Here is a 16,743-nt window from a genome sequence, read left to right on the forward strand (position 1 = left end):
ACGGCGAACTAAAGCTGTATAGCTTAAGGGATCATAATGCAGAACGGCGCAATGAAGGACTGGCTAGAATCAACTTTTCTAGCAGGAGAGAATCAGTCTTACATAGAAGATATCTATGAAGATTACCTAACTGACCCAAACTCTGTTGACGAAAGTTGGAGAGAGATTTTTCAACAACTGCCCGCAAGTCAAGGCATAGAACAGTCGCATTCTCAAACCCGCGACTACTTCAGACGCCTCGCAAAAGAATCCACTCGATATCATACCTCGGTAAGCGATCCGGCAATGGACTCAAAACAAGTTAAAGTTTTGCAGCTCATCAATGCCTTCCGTTTTCGTGGTCACCAAAACGCTAATCTCGACCCACTTGGTTTATGGAAACAAGAATCTGTTCCAGATTTAGATCCCGCTTTCCATAATCTAACTAAAGAAGACTTTGAAGAAACTTTCAACGTCGGTTCTTTTGCTATCGGCAAAGAAACGATGAAATTAGGTGATTTATATGAAGCACTGAAACGCATTTACTGTGGTTCAATCGGTGCTGAATATATGCATATCACTAATACTGAAGAAAAACGCTGGCTACAACAACGTTTAGAATCAGTGAATGTTGCAGACCAATTCACTAAAGAAGAAAAGTTACGCTTCCTGACAGAGCTAACAGCAGCTGAAGGCTTAGAGCGCTATTTAGGCGCGAAATTCCCAGGTGCAAAACGCTTCTCTTTAGAAGGTGGTGATGCATTAGTTCCGATGTTAAAAGATTTAATTCGCCATGCAGGCAAACAAGACACTCGTGAAGTGGTTCTTGGTATGGCGCACCGTGGACGTTTAAACGTTCTGGTTAATATCCTAGGTAAAAAACCGGCTGATTTATTTGATGAATTTGCGGGTATTCATAAAGAGCATTTGGGAACAGGTGATGTTAAATATCACCAAGGTTTCTCGTCTGATTTTGCGACTGAAGGAGCGCAAGTTCACCTTGCATTAGCCTTTAACCCGTCTCACTTAGAGATTGTTAGCCCTGTTGTTATCGGTTCTGTTCGTGCTCGTCGTGATCGTTTAGATGAAGCGCGTAGCAATATGGTTCTTCCTATCACTATTCATGGTGATGCTGCTGTGACTGGTCAAGGTGTTGTGCAAGAAACCCTGAACATGTCTCAAGCGCGTGGCTATGAAGTAGGCGGTACAGTTCGTATTGTTATCAATAACCAAGTTGGTTTTACGACTTCAAATCCAAAAGATGCCCGTTCAACACAATACTGTACTGATATTGTGAAAATGGTTCAGGCACCAATTTTCCACGTTAATGCAGATGATCCTGAAGCAGTCGCTTTTGTAACTCGCTTAGCATTGGATTTCCGTAATACCTTTAAACGCGATGTGATGATTGATCTCGTTTGTTACCGTCGTCATGGTCACAACGAAGCTGATGAGCCAAATGCGACTCAGCCTCTGATGTATCAAAAAATCAAAAAACATCCAACTCCACGTAAAATTTATGCGGATAAACTGGTTGCACAATCATTGCTTGATGCCAATGATGTGACTGAACTGGTTAATCTCTATCGCGATGCGCTGGATCGTGGTGATTGTGTTGTTGAAGAATACCGCCCAATGGGTCTGCATTCTTACACATGGGAACCGTATTTAAATCACGAATGGAATGAAGAGTATCCACATAAAGTAGAGAAAACGCGTTTACAAGATTTAGCGCGCCGTGTGAGTACCGTTCCTTCAGAAATCGTGATGCAGTCTCGTGTTGAGAAAATTTATGCTGACCGTGCTGTTATGGCAGAAGGTGAGAAACTACTCGACTGGGGTGCAGCAGAAACATTAGCGTATGCGACTTTAGTTGACCAAGGTATCACCATTCGTCTTTCTGGTGAAGATGCGGGACGTGGTACATTCTTCCATCGTCATGCCGTTATTCATAATCAAACAAATGGCTCTGTTTATGTACCATTAGCTAATGTTCATAATGCTCAAGGACAATTTAATGTCTGGGACTCTGTATTAACAGAAGAAGCAGTACTTGCATTTGAATATGGTTATGCCACAACGGAACCTCGTGGTTTAACGATTTGGGAAGCACAATTTGGTGACTTCGCAAACGTTGCTCAAGTGGTTATCGACCAATTTATTAGCTCTGGTGAGCAAAAATGGGGTCGTATGTGTGGTTTAGTCATGCTGTTACCACATGGTTATGAAGGCCAAGGTCCTGAGCACTCCTCTGCACGTTTAGAACGTTATCTGCAACTGTGTGCAGAACAAAATATGCAGGTTTGTGTGCCATCAACTCCGGCTCAGGTTTACCATATGTTACGCCGTCAAGCGTTACGTGGTATGCGTCGCCCACTTATCGTAATGTCACCAAAATCACTGTTACGTCATCCATTAGCGGTTTCTGCATTGGATGAATTAGCAAATGGTAAATTCTTACCTGTCATTGGTGAAATTGATGATTTAAAACCTGCTGATGTGAAACGTGTTGTGATGTGTTCCGGTAAGGTTTACTACGATTTATTAGAACAGCGTCGTGCTAATGAGCAAAACAACGTTGCCATTATTCGTATTGAACAACTGTATCCATTCCCTCACGAAGATATTGCGCAAATTCTCGCACCTTATGCTCATGTAAAAGAGTTTATTTGGTGTCAAGAAGAGCCTCTGAATCAAGGTGCTTGGTACTGTAGTCAGCATAACTTCCGTGATGCTATTCCTACAGGCGCAACATTACGTTATGCAGGACGTCCTGCATCAGCCTCTCCAGCAGTTGGTTATACCTCTGTTCATCAGGAGCAACAAAAAGCTCTGGTTGAAGATGCACTGAAAGTTGAATAAATAAGGATAGAAAATGAGTAGTGTAGATATTCTAGTACCGGATCTCCCTGAATCAGTTGCTGACGCATCAGTCGCAACTTGGCATAAAAAACCTGGTGATAGCATTCAACGCGATGAAGTGCTGGTTGAAATCGAAACAGATAAAGTTGTTTTAGAAGTCCCTGCAAGTGAAGCAGGTGTTTTAGAAAGTATTCTTGAAGAAGAAGGCGCTACTGTTGGTTCACGCCAATTACTAGGCCGTATTCGTTTAGGTGATAGCACTGGCATTCCTGCTGATGTGAAACCTGCTCAAGATAGCACTCCAGCACAGCGTCAAAGTGCTGATATTGCTGAAAAAGGCAATAATGATGCCTTAAGTCCAACAGCGCGTCGCTTAGTGGCTGAACACGATATAAACCCTGCTGATGTGAAAGGTAGTGGTGTGGGTGGACGTTTAACTCGCCAAGATATCGAAGGTCATGTTGCGAATAAATCAACGGCACAACCGGTAGCAGAAGTTCCTCAAGCACTGTTATCTCACCGTAGCGAAAAACGTGTACCAATGACACGTTTACGTAAACGTGTAGCAGAGCGCTTGTTAGAAGCGAAAAATACCACTGCAATGTTGACAACGTTTAACGAAATCAACATGCAACCAATCAAAGATTTGCGTGCCCAGTATGGTGAAGCATTCGAAAAACGCCACGGTGTACGTTTAGGCTTTATGTCTTTCTATATTAAAGCGGTTGTTGAAGCACTGAAACGCTATCCAGAAGTCAATGCTTCTATCGATGGTACTGATGTGGTTTATCACAACTACTTCGATATCAGTATTGCAGTATCAACACCGCGTGGTCTGGTAACACCAGTATTACGTGATGCGGATGCAATGAGCATGGCGGATATTGAGAAAAACATCAAAGCGTTAGCGGTAAAAGGCCGTGACGGTAAGTTAACTGTTGAAGACTTAACAGGTGGTAACTTCACTATCACAAATGGCGGTGTTTTCGGTTCATTAATGTCAACTCCAATTATCAACCCACCACAAAGTGCCATTTTAGGGATGCATGCAATTAAAGATCGCCCAATGGCAGTAGATGGTCAGGTTGTTATTCTACCAATGATGTATCTGGCTCTGTCTTATGACCACCGTTTAATTGATGGTCGTGAGTCTGTCGGTTTCTTAGTAACCGTTAAAGAGATGCTAGAAGATCCAGCTCGTTTATTACTGGATGTATAGGTAATAAATATCGCTTTTAGGCAGGAGATGCTCCTCCTGCCTACTTAGCAACAGACACAAGCATCAAAGAAGTACAGTGTGTTCGTGAAGCCAGATTTCTCTGGCTTATAGTCAAAAAAATAAGAAAGCCCGACTTTCAACAAGATTATGGATAGAACATCATGAATTTACACGAGTATCAGGCAAAACAGCTTTTCACACGGTATGGATTACCAGCACCTGCTGGTTTCGCCTGCTCCACGCCGCGCGAGGCAGAAGAAGCTGCATCAAAAATCGGTCAGGGCCCTTGGGTCGTGAAATGTCAGGTTCACGCGGGTGGACGTGGTAAAGCGGGCGGCGTAAAAGTCGTTAAATCTAAAGAAGAGATCCGCGCATTTGCTGAACAATGGTTAGGCAAACGTTTAGTCACTTATCAAACAGACGCTAATGGTCAGCCTGTTACACAGATTTTAGTTGAAGCTGCAACTGATATTGCTAAAGAGCTTTATCTTGGAGCGGTTGTTGACCGTGGTACCCGTCGCGTTGTCTTTATGGCCTCAACAGAAGGCGGCGTTGAAATTGAGAAAGTGGCAGAAGAAACGCCAGAACTTATTCATCGCGCCATTATTGATCCACTGACAGGCCCTATGCCTTATCAGGGAAGAGAATTAGCATTTAAACTGGGTTTAAAAGGCAAGCAAGTTAGTCAATTTGCTAAAATCTTTATGGGATTAGCCTCTATTTTCTTAGAGCGCGACCTTGCTTTAATCGAAATTAACCCACTGGTTATTACTAAAGAAGACGATCTGATTTGTCTTGATGGTAAATTAGGCGTAGATAGCAACGCGTTGTATCGTCAACCAGAAATGCGTGAAATGCACGATCCTTCACAAGAAGATCCTCGTGAAGCACAAGCTGCACAATGGGAACTGAACTACGTTGCATTAGATGGCAACATTGGCTGTATGGTCAATGGTGCTGGTTTAGCGATGGGGACAATGGATATCGTTAAACTCCACGGTGGCGAGCCTGCAAACTTCCTCGATGTAGGTGGTGGTGCAACAAAAGAGCGCGTAACTGAAGCATTTAAGATTATTTTGTCAGATGAAAATGTCAGTGCTGTATTAGTCAACATTTTCGGCGGTATTGTTCGTTGTGACTTAATCGCAGACGGTATTATTGGCGCAGTTGAAGAAGTTGGCGTTAATGTTCCTGTGGTTGTTCGTCTTGAAGGAAACAATGCAGAGTTAGGCACCAAGAAATTAGCGGATAGTGGATTAAATATTATCGCTGCTAAAAGCTTAACTGATGCCGCGAAACAAGTTGTTGCAGCAGCGGAGGCAAAATAATGTCTATTTTAATCGATAAGAATACCAAAGTAATTTGCCAAGGCTTCACGGGTAGCCAAGGAACATTCCACTCTGAGCAAGCTATTGCTTATGGTACGCAAATGGTCGGTGGTGTAACACCAGGTAAAGGCGGTACTACGCACTTAGGTTTACCTGTATTTAATACAGTACGTGAAGCTGTTGAAGCAACAGGTGCAACTGCGACAGTTATCTATGTACCCGCACCATTTTGTAAAGATTCAATCTTAGAAGCGATTGATGCAGGCATCAAACTAATTATCACTATTACTGAAGGTATTCCTACGCTGGATATGCTGACTGTTAAAGTTAAATTAGATGAAGCTGGCGTACGTATGATTGGCCCTAACTGCCCGGGTGTTATCACGCCAGGTGAATGTAAGATTGGTATTATGCCAGGACACATCCACTTACCAGGCAAAGTAGGTATTGTATCTCGCTCAGGTACATTAACTTATGAAGCGGTTAAGCAAACAACGGACGTTGGCTTAGGCCAATCAACCTGTGTTGGTATTGGTGGCGACCCAATTCCGGGTTCTAACTTTATTGATATTCTGAAGCTATTCCAAGAAGATCCACAAACTGAAGCGATTGTGATGATCGGTGAAATTGGGGGCACCGCAGAAGAAGAAGCGGCTGCTTATATCAAAGATCACGTTACTAAGCCAGTTGTTGGCTATATCGCGGGTGTAACAGCGCCTAAAGGTAAACGTATGGGACATGCTGGTGCCATTATTGCTGGTGGTAAAGGCACTGCGGACGAGAAATTTGCTGCCCTAGAAGCTGCTGGTGTTAAAACAGTTCGTAGCTTAGCGGATATCGGCGAAGCAATTAAATCACTGATCAAGTAAGTAACAATTCTGTTAATAATTTCAGATTGATACTATTTTAAATGCCAGTTTTCTAAAAAGAAGCTGGCATTTTTTATTTCTAGTTTCATTTAATAGTCATATCAATAGCTGATATTGTAATTAACACATCAATATCCTACCTAAATTTACGCTAATAAATTGTTTTATATTGTTTTTTTCTTAAATTGATCTGTATTCAAAACATCATTTTTCTATTTATTTACTTTCTTGTAGAGCCTAAAAATAATGATATAAACCATAAATAAGTCTCCTGAATTGTTAAAAATAATATTTTAAATACGTGTTTTGAGTGAAAAAGAGTGTCGTTAGAAAAAATGAACACTTGTTTCATGTTGTTTTCAATATAAGTGCTTCTATAAATATCGTAATAACTAGCTTTAATTTTATACAAGGATCACGCTGTAAGACTGATTTTTGCTAAGAAAATAGACTTTTAAACATGTTAATGAATGCGTGGGGAAGAGGGGAAGGTAAGTTCTTTGATAGGAAAAAATACCTTTTTATTATGATAAAACATCAAAATGACGATTAAAGATGAATTATGACCTTCTTACCGTTATAAAAATTGATAATAAGACGTTCGTGAGGATCTCGAAAAGCACCCCATTTAGATAAGAGAATATAGTAAAAGAGTTTTTGTGTTTTTGCTCATTCCATTCAATAAATAACTTATTTTTATTGGGTATCTGATTGATTTTTATTGATATTTATTTTTATTGATAATAACGGATTCGTGCTTTATCAATTAAATACACATTTATTGCACTTCGTTTATTTAGAATAAAAAAGAAACTAAAAAAGAAATAACATTAGGAATGGATAATCAAGATCAGATTTTTTATATATCTTTATTAGATAAAATAATTAAGAGTATTTTTTTATATTTACATTTTTGTAAATTTCAACTTATTAATTAATAGATTATTTTTTTAAAATATTTATTATTTACCTGCAAAAAAATGAAATTGATATTAAAATTAATAAAACACAATTAAAAGTGTTTATTTTTAAGTCTTTTATGAAAATAAAAAGTTAATTTTTTTATGGAAAATATAAGGAGGTAAATTACACTTAAAAATAAAAACAACATTGCATTAACACAATGGTAACTATTGGGTAATTTATTCGCAACTAGTTAACATTAAAGTGTTTTTTTGATGTGGGTCAAGTTATTAATTGTGGCAAAAATTTCTGAATATGCTTAAATTGGCACACGATCAAATATGCTATTACAAACCTAAAAGTCGTATTGTTGACCTAAGCTCAGAATTCAAATCTGGGTCACGCAAAATATATTTATTATATGTAAATATAAGCGTACTATTTGTAAGGTATTGTGTTTTTGGTCTTTAATATTCGTTGTTGTTTTTAGAGGCATTTATTGCTGGTAGTTATGAGGCTTTATAATTTAATAAAGTCGGGTTGCCGCAAGTCGGTGTCTTCCTGCTAGGAGCAAGGAGTCAAGATGTTTGATATTGTCGAACTGTCACGGTTACAGTTTGCCTTAACAGCAATGTATCACTTCCTGTTTGTCCCATTAACGCTGGGTATGGCGTTTATGCTGGCAATCATGGAAACGATATATGTTCTGTCGGGTAAACAAGTTTACAAAGATATGACAAAGTTCTGGGGTAAGTTATTTGGTATTAACTTTGCTCTGGGTGTCGCAACTGGGTTGACCATGGAGTTCCAATTTGGTACTAACTGGTCATATTTCTCTCATTACGTCGGTGATATCTTCGGTGCGCCTTTAGCAATCGAAGGTTTAATGGCGTTCTTCTTAGAATCAACTTTCGTCGGATTGTTCTTCTTTGGCTGGGATCGCTTAGGTAAGAAGCAGCACTTGATGGTAACTTGGTTAGTTGCTTTCGGTTCTAACTTCTCTGCACTGTGGATCCTTGTTGCGAATGGTTGGATGCAAAACCCTGTCGCTGCAGACTTCAACTTTGAAACCATGCGAATGGAAATGTTGAGTTTTGCTGATCTGGTTTTAAACCCTGTCGCTCAAGTTAAATTTGTTCACACCGTTGCTGCTGGTTACTGTACTGGTGCATTCTTTGTTCTGGGTATCAGCTCTTACTACTTGCTCAAAGGTCGTGATATCGGTTTTGCAAAACGTTCTTTCGCAGTTGCTGCTACTTTTGGTATCGCAGCTGTATTATCTGTTATCGTACTGGGTGATGAATCTGGTTACGAAATGGGTGACGTACAGAAAACCAAACTGGCTGCAATTGAAGGTGAATGGCATACAGAAGCCGCTCCAGCTGCATTTAATCTGATTGCATTCCCTAATCAAGAAAAAATGGAAAACTCGTTTGCATTACAAATCCCTTATGTGATGGGTATTATTGCAACGCGTTCTTTCGATACACCAGTATTAGGTCTTAATGATCTGATGAGTCAACACGAAGTTCGTATTCGTAATGGTATGAAAGCTTACGAATTATTAAGTGAATTGCGTTCAGGTAATACTGATCCTGCTATTCGTGCTGCCTTTAATGACGCTAAACAAGACTTAGGCTACGGTTTATTACTGAAGCGTTATACTGATAAAGTTGTTGATGCAACAGAAGAGCAAATCAAATCTGCTGCAAAAGACACTATTCCTAATGTCGCACCACTGTTTTGGTCATTCCGTATCATGGTTGCCGCAGGCTTCCTGATGTTACTGGTTGTTGCGATTTCCTTCTGGACAGTTCTGTCTAACCGTATTGGTAACTATAAATGGTTACTGCGTGCTGCTCTGTTAAGTATTCCATTACCATGGATTGCAGTTGAAGCAGGTTGGTTTGTTGCAGAATATGGACGTCAACCGTGGGCAATTGGTGAAATCCTTCCTACGGCTGTAGCAACTTCTTCACTGACACAGGCTGATATCCTTGTATCTATGGGTCTTATCTGTGGTCTGTACACATTATTCCTAGTTGCTGAAATGTTCCTGATGTTCAAATTTGGTCGCCTTGGGCCGAGTAGCCTGAAGACGGGTCGCTATCACTTTGAACAGAAGAACGCATCTTCTGCACAAAGTAAGTAACACAGGAGTCCACTATGTTTGATTATGAAGTATTGCGATTTGTTTGGTGGCTACTGATTGGTATCTTACTGATTGGCTTTGCAGTCACTGATGGTTTTGATATGGGTGTGGGTGTGTTACTACGCGTGATCGCTAAAGATGACACTGAACGCCGTATTTTAATTAACTCTGTTGCTCCTCACTGGGATGGTAACCAAGTATGGTTAATCACAGCGGGTGGTGCATTATTCGCTGCATGGCCAATGGTTTATGCTGCGGCATTCTCTGGTTTCTATTTCGGTATGATCTTCGTACTGGCGGCATTATTCTTCCGTCCAGTCGGTTTTGACTACCGCTCTAAACTGGAATCTCCAAAATGGCGCGGCATGTGGGATTGGGGTATCTTTATTGGTAGCTTCGTTCCACCATTAGTTATCGGTGTCGCTTTTGGTAACCTGCTACAAGGTGTTCCATTAGAAGTCGATAGTATGCAACGTGTATCTTATAACGGTACGACTAACGCCCTGATTAACCTGTTAAGCCTATTAAACCCATACGGTTTATTAGCGGGTGTGGTTAGCTTAATGATGATTGTTGCACACGGTGCAAGCTATCTTCAAATGCGTACTACTGGTGAGTTACATGAGCGTACTCGTAAAACAACGTATATTACCTCATTAATTACGTTTATCGCATTCGCATTAGCAGGTGTGTGGTTAATCTATGGTATTGATGGCTTTATTATTACAAGTGCTATTGATACAGCAGGTCCATCATCTCCACTGCTGAAAACCGTTTCTCACGAAGCGGGTGCTTGGATGACTAACTACAACAACTATCCAGTATTATGGGCGCTGCCTGCATTAGGTCTGTTATCTCCATTACTGGCGATTGTTGCAACTAAAGCAAACAAAGGTGGTTGGGCATTCCTGTTCACTTCACTGACTATTGCTTGTGTTATCCTGACTTGTGGTGTGACTATGTTCCCATTTGTGATGCCTTCAAGCACTTTCCCAGATGTGAGCTTAACAATGTGGGATGCAACTTCTAGCCTGTTTACTCTTCAGGTAATGACAGTTGTTGCGATTATCTTTGTACCTATCGTTCTCCTTTACACCATTTGGTGTTACTGGAAAATGCACGGTCGCCTCGATAAGAAATTTATCGAAGGCAATAATCATACTCTTTACTAAGGAGCATAGAGAATGTGGTATTTTGCATGGATCCTCGGCACACTCTTCGCTTGTAGTATTGCGGTGATCGCAGGACTGGCTTTCGAACACGCTGAAGCTAAAAAAACTTCAGAAAGTGAAGAATAATGTTGGATAAAAGCTACCAACTACTAGACAAGGGCCCTATTAGGGCTCTTGTTTTAATCATGGCGTTGGTCATGGCATTTTGTGTCATGTGGGATCCTAGCCGATTTGCAGCGAACACAAGTTCACTTGCAATTTGGCAAGGTATTCTTCTTATTTGGTCTGTGTGTGCTGGTGCAACTTTTGGTCTAGCATTTCGTCCTAAACATGTTGTTGCAAAATGTTTATTACATCCAATCCCTGCAATTATTATTTTAGTTGTTGGGTTAAGTTACTTTTTCTTCTAAAAAAATACCTTATTTCTGCTCATAATATGAAAAAGAAATAAGGTATTTTATTTTCTATAAAACCGCGCTAAATTCTTTCGTCCCCGTGTTTCTATAATTGAATATTCTCTTTTAAGTAATCAATAAATAAACGTGTTTTTCTTGGGATGTATTCGCTATAAGGAAAAATAATATTAACGGATTGTGTTAATAGCGATAGTTCAGGAAATAGCACTACTAATTGATTTTCCAATAATTCTTGATGAATATACCAATGTGGTAAAATAGCCATTCCTGAATGCGCTAGTGCCATTTTCTTTAATGCAGCAATAGTATTTGTTTCGAAGCAGGCATCTTGAGCTAATTGAGAGAGAAGGGTATTGAATTCTGAAGAGGCTGAAAGCTTACTTTGGCGCAAATTACTATTTGTTAAATAAGGAATAGTGTTCAAGTCATTAATGGTTTTTATTGAGAACTTTTGCAACAAATAAGGTGAGATAACTAAACATATCTCATAATCCGCCAGTTTTGTAGAGCGATAATTACTGTCTTTTAATGTGCCAAGACGAATGGCAAGATCAAGTTTATGGTTTATTAAATCCTCAATAGAAGAATTAAACGCATATTGTACTTTTAGCTTTGGGTGCAACTGCATAAATTGATTAAGTAATGGCAAAATATAGTGTTCACCAAATTCAGCCGTTGAGCTTAATCTCAACGATCCCTGTAATTCTTGTTGTCCTAATCGCGCCTTATCTAAAGTTTGTTCTAACTGATTTAACACTTGGCGAAAATCTTGATAAAGCATTTCACCAGTTTCAGTTAGTGAAAATCGCCGCGTATTACGATTGAGTAATGACACATCTAATTCTGTTTCTAACGCTTTGATATGAATACTCACCATCGATTTACTTAAACGCAAGTATTTTGCCGCTTGAGTAAATGATCCCGTATCAACAACAGCAATAAAAGAGCGAATTCGATCAATTTGATTTTGCATGATTGTTTACTCTGATTAAACAATAAATTCTATTTTGTCAGATAGACGAAATTCGTCAATCTTCCGTACTCTATGCGTGGAGGATTTTTATGACTTACCGCTATCGAATTGCATCTATATTTCTGCTGGGCTTCTTTATAGATTGCATTAACATTTTTATGTCAGCAATTGCATTACCTGCAATTGCCGATGATATGCAGATCTCTATTGTTTCTGTTACATGGGTTTCAAATAGTTATATTCTGGGATTAACATTAATTATTCCATTGAGTCACTGGTTATCTCAACGTTTTGGAATTAAAGCATTGATGGTAACGTCAATGTTGATGTTTAGTTTATCGGTCGCATTAGTGGGATATTCTCACTCTTTCATCGAACTTATTTTTTGGCGCTTTATTCAAGGTGTGAGTGGTGGACTGTTAATCCCAATAGGGCAAGCATTAACTTTTCAATATTTTCAAGGGCATGAGAGAAGTAAAATATCAACGCTTATTATGGCGATAGCGCTGATTGCACCAGCAATATCACCCACACTGGGTGGATTTATTGTTGATGTGGTTTCGTGGCGTTGGGTTTTTTATAGCAATATTCCTTTCTCATTACTTACGGCATTTCTCGCCTTTATCTGGGTAAAAGAGCTTTTACCTAAAGAAAATGTAATGCCTAATATTAAAGGTATCATTCTTATTAGTTTGATTATTGTATCTGGATTGTTTGCGTTATCTGCATATGGTGAATATCACTCAACATTACTTGCTTTAGTGATTGCCGTACTTTCAACAATTTTTGCTGTACTTTATTATTACCATTATCGACGCCATTCATCGCCGGTTATTAATCTAGCATTATTAAAAAATAGAAATCTATCGCTCTCTATTTTTATTTACTACTGTATTCCAGGTGTTTTTACTGGAGTGAATATCCTCGCTATTTTTTATTTACAACAATATTTAAAATTTACAGCTCAAGGCACGGGGATTTTTATGTTGTTGTATGCACTGGGTGCCTTTATTTCAATGATAATAAGTGGTGCACTTTATAATAAATTAGGTATGAAATGCTTATTTATTATTGCATTGCTATTACACAGTATTGGTATCTCCTTATTAACCTTTGTAAATAGCAATACAGATATTCCATTACTTATTATTGCATATCTAATTATCGGAGTGGGTGGGGGAATTGGCGCAAACACGGCGCAAACCACAGCATTGTATGACTTTAGTGCAAAAAAATTAGTTCAAGCAAGTGTTATTTGGAATATTAACCGACAAGTTGTTTTTAGTGTTGGGGCAACTATGGTTGCTATGTTATTTAATATTTTTTCTCTTTTTTGTTTACCACAAACTGCTTATAGCATGACTTTTTTAATATGCGCCTTGATAGGCATATTACCTCTTACTTTATTACTTACACTAAAGACAAAAGTTATTACACAGGAAATACAAGATGAATTCTAATAGTGATTTAATTATAGAAAGCATTAAATCTTTGCATGATGAGATTGAAACTGTTTTTACGCAATATCCACTACCAGTTGCTGCTATTACAAAAATAGAAAATCTTTTATCTCAAGAGTTTTCAATGGTTGGGATCAGCGGAAAAGCGGTGAGTTATGATGACGTTATTGCGATGTTCAGACAAAATGCAGGAAAAAGAAGTAGTCTGAAAATAAAAGCGGATAATTATAAAATAATTTACCAATCAGATTGTTTGGCGCTTGTCAGATATCAAGAAACACATAGTGAAAATAAGAAAATTCTTATGCGCGAGTCTGTGGTGTTATTAAGACGCAATTCTCATGATGGGAGTTGGCAATGGCACTATCTTCATGAAACCCCAATCTCAAATAATTAATTGATTTATATGGAAAACCAGTTTTTTAACTGGTTTTTTTCTGTCATTAAAAATAATACTACTAAATTAGACAATCTATGAATTTCTAATTAGCAAGCATTTTTATGCTGTCTTAATAAAAATATTTTTTCTATTCAGAGCACAAAGCATATTGCGTGTTGCAAAGAAGAGTTTATGATTGGCGCCTGAAAACTGCGTTTTCTATTCTTTACGTTACTACGATTCCCTTAGAGCGACCGCTTAAGTATAGTTAGGTAACCTATAGCTACATTATTTATGGACTTAACTCGGGAAATGTAAGGAAGGTACTATGCAGTTTCTTTGGCCTGTTCGTGTTTATTATGAAGATACTGATGCTGGTGGTGTTGTTTATCACGCCAGTTATCTGAAATATTTTGAACGCGCTAGAACTGAACTACTCAGAGAAAAAGGTTTTCATCAGCATGATTTACGGGAGTATAATCATGTTGTATTTGTTGTACGTAAATTATCAATAGAATATATTGCGCCAGCTCGACTTGATAATCTTTTGCAAGTAGAAAGTGAAATTACCACATTGCGTGGTGCTTCGATGACATTTTCTCAAAAAATTATTAATGAAGATGGTTGTGTATTGTGCAGCGCAGAAGTGCTCGTTGTCTGCGTAGATTCATCAAAAATGAAGCCAGTAGCGCTTCCTAAGTCCATTATCGCGGAGTTTAAGTAGTGGCTGACATGAATGTTATCGATCTCTTCCTAAAAGCAGGGCTTTTAGTCAAGTTGATCATGTTGCTTTTAATCGGATTTTCTATTGCATCTTGGGCGATTATTATTCAGCGAACTAAAGTTCTGAATGCCGCCGATCGTGAAGCTGCAGATTTTGAAGATAAATTCTGGTCAGGTACTGATTTGGCACGTTTATATAAAGATAGCCAAGCTCGTCGTGATGAATTATCTGGCTCAGAGCAAATTTTTCATTCTGGCTTTAAAGAATTTGCCCGTTTGCATCAAGCAAACGTTCATGCTCCTGATGCGGTTGTTAATGGTGCATCAAGGGCTATGCGTGTTTCTTTCAATCGTGAATTAGAATCTTTAGAGAATAATATTCCTTTCCTTGGTACTGTCGGTTCTATCAGCCCATATATTGGTCTGTTCGGTACAGTCTGGGGGATTATGCACGCATTTATTGCATTAGGTAGTGTTAAACAAGCAACATTACAAATGGTCGCCCCCGGCATTGCTGAAGCTCTGATTGCAACAGCTATCGGTTTATTTGCGGCAATCCCCGCAGTTATGGCTTATAACCGGTTTACGCAGCGTGTAAATAAACTGGAACAAAGTTACGATAACTTTATGGAAGAGTTCCTGACGATTTTACATCGCCAAGCTTTTACCTCCGCAGAAAAGAAATAGTTAACGCAGAAGGAGAGAGCTGATGGCACGGGGTCGCAGTAGCCGCCGAGGCGTAAAATCAGAGATTAACATTGTTCCTTTGCTCGACGTATTATTAGTGCTGTTACTTATTTTTATGGCAACAGCACCTATTATCTCGCAAAGTGTTGAGGTTGATCTTCCTGAAGCAACAGAGACACAAACTGTTTCAAGTAACGATAACCCTCCTGTAATTGTTGAAGTTGCAGGTGTTGGGCAATACAACATTCGTGTTGATCAGGAAGTGTTAGAATTATTACCACAAGAACAGATTATGGCTGAAGCTAAACGACAACTGGAAAAAAATCCGAAAGTTGTCTTTCTTATTGGCGGTGCTAAAGATGTTCCTTATGATGAGATAATTAAAGCGCTCAACATGTTACGTCAAGCAGGTGTTAAGTCTGTAGGTTTAATGACTCAGCCTATGTAATTAGGTTGAAATAAGTTTGGATGATAGCGTGGGAAAGAAGACGAAACCAACCCGAAGTAAATTGAGCGGTTCAGTTATCTTGTCTACCGCCTTGCATTTACTCGTTGTCGCATTGCTTATCTGGGGGTCATTAACTCAGAAATGGGATTTAGGTGGTGGCGGTGGATCTGATGGACAAGTTATTGATGCTATTATGGTTGATCCTAATGCGGTGGTACAACAGTATAACCAGCAAAAAGCGCAACAAGCTAACGTCCAAAAAGCCGAGCAAGAGCGAAAAGAGCGTGCTGAGCAACAAGAAGAAGAGTTGCGTCAGCAGCAAATGAAAGAACAAGAACGTTTGAAAACGTTAGAAGTTGAACGTTTACAAGCGAAAGAAGCGGCAGAAGCTCAAAAACGTGAATCTGCATTAGCTGCCGCTAAAGCAAAAGAAGAACAAAAAGTTGCAGAAGAAGCGGCTGCACAAGCGAAAGCAGAGCGCGATCGCATCTTAAAAGAACAAGCTGATGCTAAAAAACAAGCTGAGGCAGAAGCCAAGAAACAAGCAGAATTAGCCGCGAAACAAAAAGCGGAAGAAGCGAAGGCTAAAGCAGAAGCCGATGCTAAAGCCAAAGCTGAAGCGGATGCTAAAGCCAAAGCTGAAGCGGATGCTAAAGCCAAAGCTGAAGCGGATGCAAAAGCCAAAGCAGAAGCCGATGCTAAAGCAAAGGCTGCCGCAGAAGCGAAAGCTAAAGCAGCGGCAGAAGCCAAAGCAAAAGCGGCAGCTCAACAGCAAAGTAAAACAGTAAATAATTTACTTGATGGTTTAGTGGCTGATGGTAGCAAACAAAGCGGTGCATCAGCAGCAGGCCAAGGCGGTGGAAATCGTACTGGCGCAAATGGTGAAGGTGTAGATCGCTATAAAGGCCAACTGAAAATTGCAATAGAACAGAAGTTTATTGATCCTGAATTATACAAAGGTAAAACTTGTGAGCTAAGAATTAGCATTGCACCTGATGGGATGCTAATTAATGCGAAGATTGCAGGTGGCGATCCTGCATTATGCCAAGTGGCATTAAGAGCGGCGAATACAGCTACACTACCGAAGCCACCGAAAGATGTTTATGAACAAGTAAAATCATCAGTAATTGAGTTTAAACCATAAAACTGTCTGATTGTAGGAAAACATACACT

15 protein-coding genes are annotated in these 16,743 nt (G+C 39.3%); 14 read left to right on the top strand and 1 reads right to left on the bottom strand.

Features of this window, described 5'->3' with window-relative positions:
• Nucleotides 1-36 precede the first annotated feature (36 nt).
• From sucA to ybgE, 8 genes are all read left to right on the top strand, one after another.
• Nucleotides 37-2,841: a 2-oxoglutarate dehydrogenase E1 component gene (gene sucA / locus ACNART_RS06560; protein ID WP_109373950.1), complete on the top strand. Its 2,805-nt coding sequence runs from the start codon at nt 37-39 to the stop codon at nt 2,839-2,841.
• A 13-nt stretch (nt 2,842-2,854) separates the two neighbouring features.
• The gene (gene odhB, locus ACNART_RS06565; protein ID WP_023581185.1) at nt 2,855-4,060 is read left to right on the top strand and encodes a 2-oxoglutarate dehydrogenase complex dihydrolipoyllysine-residue succinyltransferase; all 1,206 of its coding nucleotides are present in this window, start codon (nt 2,855-2,857) and stop codon (nt 4,058-4,060) included.
• A 161-nt stretch (nt 4,061-4,221) separates the two neighbouring features.
• A complete protein-coding gene (sucC, locus tag ACNART_RS06570; protein WP_075671649.1) occupies nt 4,222-5,388 on the top strand; it encodes an ADP-forming succinate--CoA ligase subunit beta in 1,167 nt (388 codons plus the stop codon).
• A complete protein-coding gene (sucD, locus tag ACNART_RS06575; protein ID WP_006537657.1) occupies nt 5,388-6,257 on the top strand; it encodes a succinate--CoA ligase subunit alpha in 870 nt (289 codons plus the stop codon). Before sucC ends, sucD begins: the two co-directional genes overlap by 1 nt.
• A gap of 1,486 nt (nt 6,258-7,743) precedes the next feature.
• Complete coding sequence (gene cydA, locus ACNART_RS06580) at nt 7,744-9,312, top strand: cytochrome ubiquinol oxidase subunit I (protein WP_109373951.1); 1,569 nt, start codon at nt 7,744-7,746, stop codon at nt 9,310-9,312.
• 14 nt (nt 9,313-9,326) lie between these two features.
• A complete protein-coding gene (cydB, locus tag ACNART_RS06585; RefSeq protein WP_088493410.1) occupies nt 9,327-10,484 on the top strand; it encodes a cytochrome d ubiquinol oxidase subunit II in 1,158 nt (385 codons plus the stop codon).
• Between the two features lie 12 nt (nt 10,485-10,496).
• Nucleotides 10,497-10,610, top strand: a complete 114-nt coding sequence (cydX, locus tag ACNART_RS06590; RefSeq protein ID WP_099075922.1) for a cytochrome bd-I oxidase subunit CydX — start codon at nt 10,497-10,499, stop codon at nt 10,608-10,610.
• Nucleotides 10,610-10,894, top strand: coding sequence for a cyd operon protein YbgE (ybgE, locus tag ACNART_RS06595; protein WP_075672722.1), 285 nt, complete (start codon nt 10,610-10,612; stop codon nt 10,892-10,894). Before cydX ends, ybgE begins: the two co-directional genes overlap by 1 nt.
• A 91-nt stretch (nt 10,895-10,985) precedes the next feature.
• Here the strand turns inward: ybgE and ACNART_RS06600 are convergent, their stop codons facing one another.
• A complete protein-coding gene (locus tag ACNART_RS06600; protein WP_368927193.1) occupies nt 10,986-11,873 on the bottom strand; it encodes a LysR family transcriptional regulator in 888 nt (295 codons plus the stop codon).
• Between the two features lie 89 nt (nt 11,874-11,962).
• Here ACNART_RS06600 and ACNART_RS06605 point away from each other — a divergent pair, with 89 nt between their 5' ends.
• The 6 genes from ACNART_RS06605 (at nt 11,963) to tolA (ending at nt 16,714) form a co-directional block, all read left to right on the top strand.
• Complete coding sequence (locus ACNART_RS06605; RefSeq protein ID WP_368927191.1) at nt 11,963-13,333, top strand: MFS transporter; 1,371 nt, start codon at nt 11,963-11,965, stop codon at nt 13,331-13,333.
• Entirely contained in the window at nt 13,323-13,730 is a 408-nt protein-coding gene (locus ACNART_RS06610) for a DUF4440 domain-containing protein (RefSeq protein WP_311747355.1), read from the top strand. Before ACNART_RS06605 ends, ACNART_RS06610 begins: the two co-directional genes overlap by 11 nt.
• Nucleotides 13,731-14,040: 310 nt before the next feature.
• Nucleotides 14,041-14,436, top strand: a complete 396-nt coding sequence (ybgC, locus tag ACNART_RS06615; protein WP_109373956.1) for a tol-pal system-associated acyl-CoA thioesterase — start codon at nt 14,041-14,043, stop codon at nt 14,434-14,436.
• On the top strand, nt 14,436-15,122 hold the full coding sequence (gene tolQ, locus ACNART_RS06620) for a Tol-Pal system protein TolQ (protein ID WP_198620416.1): 687 nt from the start codon (nt 14,436-14,438) through the stop codon (nt 15,120-15,122). Before ybgC ends, tolQ begins: the two co-directional genes overlap by 1 nt.
• Nucleotides 15,123-15,144: 22 nt before the next feature.
• A complete protein-coding gene (gene tolR, locus ACNART_RS06625) occupies nt 15,145-15,570 on the top strand; it encodes a colicin uptake protein TolR (RefSeq protein ID WP_109373958.1) in 426 nt (141 codons plus the stop codon).
• A gap of 28 nt (nt 15,571-15,598) precedes the next feature.
• A complete protein-coding gene (gene tolA / locus ACNART_RS06630) occupies nt 15,599-16,714 on the top strand; it encodes a cell envelope integrity protein TolA (RefSeq protein ID WP_416303481.1) in 1,116 nt (371 codons plus the stop codon).
• Nucleotides 16,715-16,743: the final 29 nt, after the last annotated feature.

The organism is Proteus sp. LHD240705, from assembly GCF_047921555.1.
Taxonomy (GTDB): domain Bacteria; phylum Pseudomonadota; class Gammaproteobacteria; order Enterobacterales; family Enterobacteriaceae; genus Proteus.